This is a genomic window from Rhodanobacter sp. A1T4, assembly GCF_014207185.1.
Classification (GTDB): Bacteria; Pseudomonadota; Gammaproteobacteria; order Xanthomonadales; family Rhodanobacteraceae; genus Rhodanobacter.
Map to the genome: position 1 here is coordinate 387,221 of NZ_JACHCP010000004.1, position 12,357 is coordinate 399,577.

Annotated in this window: 6 protein-coding genes; all 6 read right to left on the minus strand. The window is 59.5% G+C overall.

The window, feature by feature from the left end; genetic code table 11:
• Positions 1-29 precede the first annotated feature (29 nt).
• Positions 30-1,424 (minus strand): sigma-54 dependent transcriptional regulator, encoded by a 1,395-nt coding sequence (locus tag HDE80_RS10400; RefSeq protein ID WP_184600708.1) that lies wholly within the window; start codon positions 1,422-1,424, stop codon positions 30-32.
• A 124-nt stretch (positions 1,425-1,548) separates the two neighbouring features.
• On the minus strand, positions 1,549-2,622 hold the full coding sequence (locus tag HDE80_RS10405) for an alpha/beta hydrolase (RefSeq protein ID WP_255483669.1): 1,074 nt from the start codon (positions 2,620-2,622) through the stop codon (positions 1,549-1,551).
• A 41-nt stretch (positions 2,623-2,663) separates the two neighbouring features.
• Positions 2,664-4,934 (minus strand): glycoside hydrolase family 65 protein, encoded by a 2,271-nt coding sequence (locus tag HDE80_RS10410; RefSeq protein ID WP_184670569.1) that lies wholly within the window; start codon positions 4,932-4,934, stop codon positions 2,664-2,666.
• Between the two features lie 67 nt (positions 4,935-5,001).
• Positions 5,002-6,264, minus strand: a complete 1,263-nt coding sequence (locus HDE80_RS10415) for an MFS transporter (protein ID WP_255483670.1) — start codon at positions 6,262-6,264, stop codon at positions 5,002-5,004.
• 168 nt (positions 6,265-6,432) lie between these two features.
• Entirely contained in the window at positions 6,433-8,973 is a 2,541-nt protein-coding gene (locus tag HDE80_RS10420; protein ID WP_184670571.1) for a TonB-dependent receptor, read from the minus strand.
• Between the two features lie 74 nt (positions 8,974-9,047).
• Positions 9,048-12,080, minus strand: a complete 3,033-nt coding sequence (gene pgmB / locus HDE80_RS10425; RefSeq protein ID WP_184670573.1) for a beta-phosphoglucomutase — start codon at positions 12,078-12,080, stop codon at positions 9,048-9,050.
• Positions 12,081-12,357: the final 277 nt, after the last annotated feature.

The window sequence follows — 12,357 nt, forward strand, 5'->3', positions numbered from 1 at the left end:
ATGGCAAAACTGACGCGTGATTTTCAGCGTCAGTCGATGCCGAGTTTTTTCAGCTTGTAACGCAGTGCGCGGAACGTGATGCCGAGCTTTCTGGCAGCCGCGGTCTTGTTGTAGCGCGACTCCTCCAGCGCCTTGACGATGGCGGTGCGCTCAAGGTTGCTGATGTAGTCGTCGAGACCGCCGTTGCTGTCGACAACCTGCGAAGGTGCTGCCTGCTGCAGGTTATTGCCCGGAGCGCCTTCTTGATGAGTCTGGCGCGGCGCGCGCTGTGGCAGCATCAGATCATCCGCGTCGATGCTGTTGCCGTCGCACATGGCCATTGCGCGCTCGAGAATATTTTCCAGCTCGCGCACGTTACCGGGAAACTCGTAAGCCTCAAGCGCCTGACGTGCCGCGGGCAGCAGCTGGCCAACCGCTTCACCACTCTTGCCCGCCAGCGCTTTCAGGATATATGCCGAAAGCTGCGGCACGTCACCGCGACGTTCGCGCAGCGGTGGCACGCGCAGCTCGATCACATTGATGCGATAGAACAGATCCTGCCGGAACTGGCCTTGTTCAACGAGCTGACCCAGATTCTTGTGAGTGGCGGAAAGAATGCGCGTGTCGACCGGAATCTCGTCGCGGCCGCCGATCGAGCGTACCGCTTTTTCCTGGATCGCACGCAGCAGCTTCACCTGCATATGCAATGGCAGCTCGGCTACTTCGTCGAGAAACAGTGTGCCGCCCTGTGCTGCCTGAAACAGGCCTTCCTTGTCGCTGCTGGCGCCGGTAAAACTGCCTTTGCGATGGCCGAAAAATTCGCTTTCCATCAGCTCGGAGGGAATGGCGCCGCAGTTGACCGGAATGAACGGACCGCTGGCGCGCGGGCCTTGTTCGTGGATCAGTCGCGCGACCAGCTCTTTGCCGACGCCAGATTCGCCGGCGATGTATACCGGCGCCTGATTGCGCGCCAGTTTGCCGATCGTGGCGCGCACCTGCTGCATCGCCGGCGAGTCGCCGATCAGCCGATCGCTGGAGTCGCCGGTTTTCGCCGTGCCGCTGCCGTTACGCTTTTCTTCGGCAAGCTTCAGCGCCGTGCGTACCAGACCACGCAGCATCTGGATATCGACCGGCTTGGAAACGAAGTCGAAGGCTCCGGCCTTGAGTGCGTTGACCGCTGCGTCCACGTTGCCATAGGCGGTAATCATCGCGACCGGCGTATCCGGCGTGCTGTCGGAAATCAGCTCGATGATCTCCTGTCCATCACCGTCAGGCAGTCGCATGTCGGTGAAACACAGGTCATAGGTCTTCTCGGCGAGGGCTTTGCGCGCTTCAGCTACGGTGCCTACAGCGTCAACCTGCAGGTCCATCCGCCCAAGAGTAATGGTGAGCAGTTCGCGGATGTCGCGTTCGTCGTCAATGACCAGAACGGTCTGTAAGCTCATGGCAAGCCGTGCAGCAGTAGGTTTGTAAGAGAATACCCGCCTGTGCTCTGCAGGGCAAAGACTGTCATCAGCTTGCGGGCGAGAGGCGACGCGAGTCACTGTCAGCGCCACCCTTCGTTAATATCTAGCGGCCCAGATGGCGATCGAAAAAATTCACTATCACCGCGTAGGCTTCTTTCGATTCGGGCATCTCTGGATCGGAGAAGAACGAGTGCCACATGCCGTCCCACACGTGCAACTCGGCAGATACGCCGGCATCATCGAGCAGGCGCTGGCTTTGCAATTCCGAACTCATCGAGAAATCGCGCGTGCCGGTAATCAGCAGCGTGGGTGGAAACTTGGCCAGCAGTGCGGGTGAGTTCGCCGGAAATACCAGTGGGTCGTCGGCCTTGGCGCCGGCGAAATACGGCAGGCTGGCCAGCTTGAGCGGGGCATTGGGTACTGCCTGACCGTTGAGTATCGGTGCCGTATATACCGAGTCGCCGCTGAACTCGGCGATGGAGCCGCAGAACGTGCCGATGGCGCCAGGCACCGGGAGCTTTTTTGAAATCATCCACGCGACCGCTTCGCCGGTCAGCACACCGCCGGCGGAACAACCGTAGATGCCGATGTTTTTTGCCTGGTATTGTTTCAGTAGGGCGGTATAGACGGCTGCCACGTCTTCGCTGGCAGCGGGGAAAACATGCTCCGGGCCTTCGCGGTAATCGACCGTGATCACCTTGATTTTGCCGAGGTTCGCGATGGGGATGGATTCGACCAGTCCGCCGCTGTGCGCACCCCACAGAAAGGCACCGCCATGCAGGTTGATCAGTACGCGCTTTTTCTGTGCCGCGGCGATACCTCCGGCAGGCAGCACCACATCGGTGTGAACACCGCCGATAGTCTCGGCATGAATAGTCACCGGATAGATCTTCTGCATACGGTTGGCGCGGTCGGTATTGATCTTGTCGTAGAACGTGCGACTCGGTTCGATGCCCAAAAGCAGCGATGGGGTTTTCTTGCCGTCTGCCAGTACCTGCTGGAACATCTTTGCGGCTTCCGGCGAGGCATAGGTCGAATAGGGAATGGCAAACGCTGGCCCGGTTACGGTGCCGCTCTTGTCGATGCCGGGTTGTTGGCTATCGGCAAACACGGGAGCGCCAAACAGACAGGCCAGGATGGCGATGGATACGGTGTGGCGATAGCGGGTCAGTTTCAAGATGGATTCCTCGATATGGTTCGGAATACAAAGTCGACGCGTCAGCGCGGTAGTCGGGTCAGTCGGGTTTTGCCGTTGGCATCGCGATCGATCGTGATGTCGTAGCGCTTGCCGCGAAAAGTAATGTGTTTGAGAGTCAGCGATTTCCACGTCGGTGGCAGTGCGGGCGCATAGGCTTCGGTGAGACCGTTATCGTCGATACGCAAGCCACTGAGTCCGTAAACCAGGCTCTGCACAAAGCCTGCCGAGGTAGCGAGTATGTAGCCGGCATTGTTGGATGCGGTTTCGCTACGCACGTTGTAAGGCGGCTTGAGGAAACCGACCAGGTTGCGCTGCAGCCATTCGCCGGCGGTCTTGCCATCGCCTACTTCGGCGGCGGCGGTGGCGAGCATCACCATCATCATTTCGTTCGGGTCGTTGCCGTGGACTTTGAGTTCTTCCAGTTGAAAATCGAAGTCGTTCTTGCGGATTTCAGGCGACATCGGCAAATCGAGGTTGGGGTACATCAGCCATGCCAGCGACGAGCCCATCCAGGTGATCTTGTCATGCGGCACCGACGCATCGAAATCGAGATGGCGCTGCGCTTTGGCATCGAACGGGATGTACATCTTCTTCGAGATGTCGGCCCACTGTGGATCGGGCGATGCCCCAACCTTGATGGCTGCTGCAGTGGCAATGTCCAGCGCCTTGCGTGCGGCCGCGTTGGTAAAGGAGTCATTCGGCACGTCATCGTAGGCTTCGTCGGGCGAGGTGACGTGCAGGATCTCGTAGCGGTCGTTTGCCTTGTCATAGTTGACACGGCTTACCCAGAAGTCGGCGACCTCCTTGATCACCGGCCAGCCGTTGGCCTTCAGCCAGGCGCTGTCACCGCTGGCGAGGTAGTACTGCCACTGCGCGATGGCGACATCCGCATTGACGTGAATCTCGCGGAACACGCCGTAGGCAAAATGTGGTGTGTAATCGATGCCGGTTTCCGGATCGGCTTCCCACGGATACATGGTGCCTTTGGCGCCATACTGGATGGCTCGTTCGCGTGCTGGTTGCATGGTGCGATGGCGAAACATCACGATGGGTTTCGCGCGGTCCGGGTGCAGCAGCAGCAGGGCGGGGAACACCCACGAATCGGAATCCCAGAACGCGTGGCCAGCGTAGTTGGGCGTCAGCGCGCAGGCGCCCATCGGCCACGCTGTGCCGCTGGTGGAATTGGACAGCAGGTAATACAGATCGGAATGCACGGCCTGCTGCACTTTGGCATCGCCGTCGATCACGATGTCCGACTGCCACAGGGTGTGCCACGCGATCTGATGGGCAACGAGCAGCTTGTCGAAGCCGGTGCTGCGCGCTTTTTTAGCCAGTGCAGCGGTGGCTGACGCGTCTCCGCCCCAGCTTTCGCGCGACATCGCCACGTACTTGGTGAAGCTGTAGGCGTGGCCTTTGTGCACGGGCACTTTCATGTTGAGCGCGAGTTGGTAGGTGCTCTTGTCCAGCGTGATGTCACTGGGCTTGATGCCTTTGGGCAGTTCGATCGCTGCGGCCTCGGCCATGTGCAAGCCTTGCTCGGCCTTGCCGTCGAGTTGCAAGGTCAAATCCTTCGTACTGCCGTCATCGTTCGAGACGTTTGTATCGCCGTGATACCAGACCGGCGCACGATCGGCGGTGCGATAGTTGACCGGTTCGGTCACCGACATGTTATTCGCGGCCACGGCGGCTAGCATCTCGTCGCCGGTCATCTTGCCGATAGGGAAGCGTGGCTGATGCGGCGCCCAGATATTCAGCGGAAACGACAGCTGCACGGTGCCGTCGAATTCCGGTGTGATCGTGATACGCGTCGCGGCCAGATGCGTATCCGCCTGGCTGACGAAGGTAGTGATTTCGATGCGCGTGGATTTCTGGCTGTCGTCGGTGTAACGGTAGCGCGTGGTCAACGTGCCGTTGTGCATGTCCAGCGTCTGCTGGTAATCACTGAAGGACTTGTCACTGAGCAGAGTGCGGTTGAGCCAGAACTCGCCGGCGGTGGATTTGCCGGTGCTGTAATCGATGCCGCTCCAGCCGGGAATCGCTGCAGGGCGAGCGATGTCGTCCTTGGCGTAATCCATGAACGCAACCATGTAGGCGAGATTGGCTTCGCTGCCGCGCACCGAAGTCATCGTCGAGAAATAGCCGTTGGCCAGATAGCTCGGGAAATAGTTGTCGAAATTCTTCGATGTCGCGGTCAGCACGAAGCTCGGATCGGTGGCTGCATGGGTCACCACGGGTGCGCTGAAAGCGAGCGCGACGATCAGAGGCGACAGGAGTCGATGGGTAAGCGTCATGTCATTTCCGTTTTGAATACAGCGGTAGTGCCAAGCTGAGTGGTGAAATTCATGGGTATGTACGGGATTATTTTGCGACCAGTGTCACCGGCGCCGACACAACGGCGCGATCAGTTTCACGCTTGAAAAAGAACAGCGTGATCAGCACCAGGCCCATTGGTATCAGTGAAAAGTAGAAGGCATGAATACCGTCGAAGCTGGAGAAGACTCTGGCCGTAATGTATGAGCCCAGTGTGCCGCCGAGCGCGGAAAACACCACGATCAGACCGGTCATGGCTGCGTGCATTGGCTTGGGTAGCGAGCTCAGAGCGACCGAGTTGATGACCGGATAGATCGGCGCCATCAGCAGGCCGATCAGTGGAATAAGATAGGCAGCGGTCGGTGCGTTGAACCAGCTGATATCCGTTCGTGCCACTACGCCACGTGCCAGCGGCAACACCACGATGACCAGCACGCCCATGCTGATCACGCAGACATTCAGAAGCACATACCAGCGCACGCGTTTCAGCACGATACCTGCGCCGATGCGGCCCAGCGCGGTCATCCCGGCGAGGATGCTGGCAAACTGGATACTCATGGCGTTGGGTAGCTTGAGAATTTCGTTGTTGAATGTCGGCAGCCAGGTGCCGAAGCTCTGTTCGATCAGCACATAGAGAAATGCCGAGGCCAGAAACACATAGACCAGCGGGCGCACGAACAGACGAAACATTTCCATCAGTGAATCGACGAACGAGTTGTTGTGCCCATGCGAATGGGCGGGACTCTCATCCAATGTGCTGGTGGCCAGCAGTGCGATCACTGCCGCACATAATCCGGCCAGCAGCCAGTAGACGTTGAACCACACCGGATTGCCCGGATGCGCGCGATCGACATAACCGCTGAAGATCCAGTTGCCGGACAGCACACCAACCATGAACATGCCTTCGATGAAATTGGTCAGCCGCGAGTGTGCGGTCTTGTCGGTGGTGAGCAGGCCGATCGACGAATACACGCCGACCTTGGCCAGTGCGAACGAAATGCCCACGCAAGCGAACAGTAGTCGCGTGGTCAGGAAAGTGGGGTAGATCGGCATCAGCAGGCAGGCGCCGCCGACGATGGCCAGCGCAAGCATCATCGATCGCTTGTAACCTGCCAGCGGAATAAACGATGCGACCAGAAACGACGTGAGTGCAATCGACAGATCCTTGTAGCGTTCGAGCGAACTGGCTTCGGGCTTGTCGATGCCGAACGTGGCGATGGATTGCAGGATCACCGTGCCGACGCTGTTGAGGAGGATCGCGAAGATCATGTAGATCAACACCAGCGCGGCGATCATGCGAAATCGGTTCATGGGGTTCTGCTCATCGTGAATCTTTCGGGATTGCCACACGGATCACCTTGCGGACAACGCGCCAGATGTTGAGCTGCAGCATCACAGCGAGTATGTAGGCGGAGTGAGGGCTCCGCCTACAGTGACGCCACCACGAGAAACGGTGTGACCCGGGCTGTGGATGGCCGCTTAGAACTTGTACTTCACCTGGAAGTTGACCTCACGGCCCTCGATCGAGCGAGCCAGAATGACGCCATCGGTGCTGGCAAAGCCGAATAGACGTGCGTTGCCTTCGGTGATGCCGGTCTGGTTGGTCAGGTTGGTGCCTTGCAGGCTGAGATCCCAGTACTGACCGATATCGGCACTCACACCGAAGCTAAGGTCGTAGTAATGGCCCAGCGGCTGCTGTTCGATCAGGTCGCCATAGCGAGCGCCCACGTACTCGTAGGTGAGCCAGAACTTCATACCGCCCCAACCGGTCGGCACTTCGTACGCTGGGGTCACGCGACCCTGGTACTTTGGTTGACGCTGCAGAACCATTCCGTTGATGCTCGTGCACGCAGCGAGGCCAGCCTGCGTGGTGTACGGCGTGCAGCCGGAGTCATGAGTGTAATGGCCATCCATGTAATCGCCGGTCAGCGCGACGGTGAAATGGTCGAATGGCTTGACCGTGGTTTGCAGGTTGACGCCCTTGGTTTCAGAGCCGTAGTCGATCGTGAACTGGCCCGTATCCGTCGTCGTGGTGTAGGGGACATTGTAGAAGAGCTTGCGATAGACACTGACGCTGGTATAGCTCCAGTCGTTCTGGAGCTTGAAGCCCAGCTCCATATTGTGGATCTTCTGCACCGGCTGCTGCGGGTCGCCGCGCAGATCGTCGAAGCCAGGGAAGTGAACGCCATCATTGATGCGCACATAGGCGCTCATGTTGTCGTTGAATTCGTAGTTGGCGCCGATGGTCCACGATGGTGCCGTCTTCGAGTAGGGGATATAGGTATTTCCGGCTACGAGGTAGGTCGAGCCATTGTTGTAGAGCGTGTAGGGGTTGTTATCCAGGTCACCCGTAGCGGTGTTTTGCACTCGACCATTCGCCTCCTGGTGTTCTTCGCGCACACCGGCGTCGAACAGCCATTGGCCGACCTTCCACGAATCGGTGAGGAAGAACGCCGTGTTGGTTGCATTCCAGGCTTCGTAGACGGCGGTGGACGGACCGCTTGCCAAGCCCTGCGAGTTGGTCAGGTTGTAGGTATTAGTGCCGTTGCTCAGGGTGACTACGACCGGATTCGGGTTGCTCTTGGCTTGCAACAGCACGTTGTTGCCCAGGTACCAGGTATCGTGGTCGTTGTAGACGGCCTCGTAATTGCCGAATGTCAGCGTGTTGCCGTCGAACAGTTCCTTGCTGATATGGAACTCATTGCTGATGGCCTGAATGTTCTTGTGTACATACCACAGGCCTTGCGTGGTGACGTTCTCATTCATATTGGCCGTGCCGCCGTTGGCGTATTTGGCGGTAGCGGTCAGGCCGGCGGGTAGTCCATCAGCGGTCTCAGCGCTCGAGATGTAGCTGGCCAGCGTGGTCGGATTGTTGCCGGTGCTGAAGAACGAGATCGTGTTCATCTGACCGCCAGTCAGATTGAATTTGTCCGAAATCGACCAGCCGTCACCGAGGTCCATGTCGAAGTTGCCACCGAACATGTGTACGTCGGCACCACGCCCTTTAGCCAGATCGAGGTTCCGGCTGCCGGGCGTGCAGCCGGTGGTATAGCAGGGCGTGGTCTGGATCGTCGTGTAGCGATCTGCATTGCTGCCAAAGGTACCGGTCAGCGCGTTGAAGCCCGGATAGTCGGAGAACTGCCCCTTGCTCGGGTTGAGGATCGGCGTGTCGGTGACGAACTGGTTGTGGTCTTTCAGGTCGCGCGCATAGAACATCAACGTGCCGCCGTTGTCGAAGTCATGCGTCAGCGTTGCGGTCAGCGAACCACCATTGTCTGCGGCGAACTGCGGGTCGCGTACACCATCGGACTTGCGATAGAAGCCGCCGATGCTGGCGTACCAGCTGGGTGCAATCTGGAAGCCATAGAAGCCGTCCAGACGCTCCATGCCTTCGGAGCCGTAGGTCAAGCCCACATCGCCCGATGGCACTTCGGTGCCTTGTTTGAGGATGAAGTTCGCGGTCACGCCCGGTTGGCCATTGCCGTACAACACGGCGGGGCCGCCCTGCACAATTTCCGCCCGATCGATGGTGTCGTCGAGACGAAACATCGAGGAGTTGTCCATGAACGACAACGTCGACATCGGGTACAGCGGCGAGCCGTTCAACTGGAACGTGACGTATGGCGCATCGCCGCCGCCCGGGAAGCCGGCGACTTCGATATTCGCGCCGGTCTGGCCGCCGGAGGACTCCGGATAGACGCCGGGTGACATCTTCAGCAAATCGGCCGAGCTCTTGGGATTGGCTTCTTTGATCTGCTGTGCCGTCGCCGTGGTGACCGAGTAGCTGGCATCGATCTTCTTCACGCCGCCACTGGTGGCCGTGCCGGTGACCACAACCTGCTGCAGGTTCTTTGTGTCGGCGGCATTGGTGGCTTGCTGCGGGTTTTTCTTCGTAGGTTGCAGTGCGTTCGGATTTGCGTCTTGCGGTTGCTGATTGTCCTGTGCCATCACGGCACCCGACATCAGGATGGCTGTGATGGCCGCGGACAGAGTCAATCGGATCAGCTGTTTTTTGTTCATTAGGTTTTTACTCCCCACCAGTTTATTTATGATTTCGTCGCATGCTTGAGGTGCGGCCGCACCAGGTTCGCCGTTCAAATGGTTGTAAACATGCCGATGTCGAATGCAGCGACGTCCGGCAACACCACATCCGCATCGGGCAGCGCGTGCGCCTGTCCGATCCCTACCGCCGCCATCCCCGCGGCATGAATGCTGGCGATGCCAGCCGCAGCGTCCTCCACGCCAAGACACTCGCCCGGTGACACACCAAGGGCGCTTGCCGCAGCGAGAAAAATTTCCGGATCAGGCTTGGAGCGACTGATCCGGTTTGCATCAACCACGTAGTCAAACAACTCGGCGATACCCAGCCGTTCCAGCAGCAGTGGTGCGTTCTTGCTGGCCGATGCCAATGCGGTCTTGAGCCCGGCTTTTTTCACTGACTCGATCGCGGCACGCGCACCGGGCAGCAGATGCTGCGGTCCGAAATGCTGTACCTGTTCGCGGTAGTAGTCGTTCTTGCGTGCGGCCAGTGCGAGCTTTTCTTCAAGTGTGTACTGACGTGTCGCACGTTCCAGCACGATATCCAGCGAGGCCAGCCGGTCGACACCTTTCAGGCGTTCGCCAACGGTATCGTCGAAGTCGACGCCAATTTCGTCGGCAAGTTGTTTCCATGCCGCGTGATGCACGACGGCGGTGTCGGCGATGACGCCGTCCAGATCAAAGATCACGGCTTTCAGCGGACGTGGCAAGGTGTGCCGGACTGCTGGCGCATTGACGCAAGGCAGACGCAGCGATTGGCCAGCCTGCAGCTGTTGCGTAACGCCGGCGTGTAAAAACGTCAGTGCATTGCCGTCGGTAAGGGTGTACAGCACGCCATCCTGATTTACGTCGACGCGTAGGTGTGCATCGCGCCAGCGCAGTCCGAAGCGATAGCTGGTCCATGCCTCTGGCAATTGCGGTGCAAGTGATGGCTGCTCGTCGCGTACCCGAAAACCTCCGAAGCCCCAGACCAGTGCCAGCCAGCTGCCGGCCATCGCTGCCATGTGGATGCCGTGCGCAGCGTTGCCGTGCAGATCATCCAAGTCGACCCGTAACGTATCCAGAAAATACTGATAAGCCTTGGCCGCATGACCGACCTCGGCAGCGATGACGGCGAAGGTCGATGCTGACAGTGTCGAGTCGTGAACGGTGACGCCTTCGTAGTAGTCGAAATTGCGACGCTTGGCGTGCGCATCGACATGTTCGCCGGCAAGCATCAGCGCCAGCACGGTGTCTGCCTGTTTGCATACCTGGCGGCGATAGATGCTCAATGGATGCAGGCGCAGCAGCAGCGGTTGATCGTTCGGAGCATCTGCCAGTTCTGCCGGCATCCGCGGCTTGTCGAGAAAGCCGTCGTCCTGGGGAAAGATATGGAGTTTGGCGTCGACCGGCAGATACATCGCGTCGGCGGCACACTGCCACTGCGCCACTTCGTTGGCCTGCAGATCGATGCGCGCGGCGAGTGCGGCGTAATCGTCGGGATGCGCTGCGGCCATCTGCGCTGCGACGGCGGCGGCGTCATTCAGATGACGCTGCGCCATGCGGTTGGTGTAATGGTTGTTGTCGACCAGTGCGGAATATTCGTCGGGACCGGTGACTTCGTGGATGCAGAAGGCACCATCCTGGCGTGCGCTGAAGTGGCCGATGGCCAGCCAGATCCGGGCCGTCTCGAACAACATCTCGGCACCCTGCGACAGCAGGAAGGCGTTATCGCCGGTGGCATCGATGTACAGGCGGATCGCCCACGCGATGTCGGCATTGATGTGGTACTGCGCCGAGCCGCCGGGAAAATACGACGAGCATTCATCACCGCTGATCGTGCGCCACGCGTACAACGCACCGCGCGGATGATCCAGTTCGCGCGCATGCAAACGTGCGCGGTCGAGTGTCTGATAGCGGTAGGCCAACATGCTGCGTGCGAGTTGCGGTGCTGTTGATACCAGCGCTGGCAGCATGAAAGCTTCGGCATCCCAGAAATAATGGCCCTCGTAACCTTCGCCGGTGAGGCCTTTGGCCGCCGTGCTGCTGGTGCCGTCGCGTCCGCTGGACTGGAACAGGTGGAACATGTTGAAGCGCAGCGCCTGCTCGATCTCGGCATCGCTGACAGCGAGATCGGTTTCGCGCCAGAACTGTTCGAGCGTGTGGATCTGTCGAGCCAGCAGTGCCGAGTAACCGATCGCCACGCTCGCTTGCAGGGTTTGCTCGACCTGGCCGACCAGGGTCAGATTCGGCTCGTCATCGCCGGGAGATGACCAGGCGTAGGCCACGTATTTTTCCAACGTGACGCTCTCGCCCGGCGTCAGCATGCCGGCAAAGACCTGGGATACGCCATCGGGTGCGGAGGAGGCATCATGAAAACGCAGGCTGTCGTTCTGCAGCTGATGCTGCTGCCCACAGACAAGGCGGATGCGGCTGTTTGCGGTTTGCTGACTGACCCAGCTGAGGGCGTCGCCGGCCTGGGCATCGATCATCTGCAAGCCACCGTGCAGATGCGCGCCAATACGGGGGTCGTCGCCCTGTCTGGCTGCACCGTGGGCCGTGTTGATCGTCGATTCCAGGCTGATGGGCCCGGTGTAGTCGACCGACGTCACCTGATAGCGGATCGCCAGCAGGCCGGGCTCATCCAGTGCCACGATGCGTTGTGCCGTGATTTCCAGTGTGGCGCCGGTTGGCGCGCGCCAGCTCAACTCGCGCCGATAGCAGCCGCTACGCAGGTCCAGCATCCGCTCGAAGCCGAGCCACTCGCCCTCGCTCAGCCGGACTGGCGCGTTGCCGAGTTGCAGGCGGATGCCGGTGGCATCGGCAACGGGCACGCGCGTATCGGTGGTGCGGGCATAGCCGGTAAAGCGTTCGTGATAGTTGATCGGCGAGCGTTCCCACGCCGCCGCCAGGAAGCTGCCCTGGGTTGCGCTTGGATACTCTTCGAGCCCGCCGCGCACACCGAGTGCACCATTGGCCAGGGCGAACAAGCTCTCTTCCTGGGCGAAATCGGCAGGGTTGTTGCCGCGGCGAACGACCCGCCACGGATCAACGGATAGGGCGTTGAAAGCGGCCAGCTCGGAAGTTTTCCCCTGTGTTGCTACTTGCATGTCCACGAGCTCACGCTGACTTTTGGTGAAGGCACTACGGGGGAAGACGCATGATCTTCCGTCGAATGGCGGCGAGCTTGCCAGCAAATGATATCGTTATCAAGATATCGTTATCATTTGCTGAGGCGCCACTGCAGATGGGGTGTAGCGCAAAAGAAAAAGAGGCCGTGACAGGCAATTCGGGAATTCGAACGACGGCCAGCTAAGCCGCCATGGACGAATGGGTTGCAACTAGCCAAACTGCAAGACATTGCTGCGTCGCGCCATCCGGTACCTT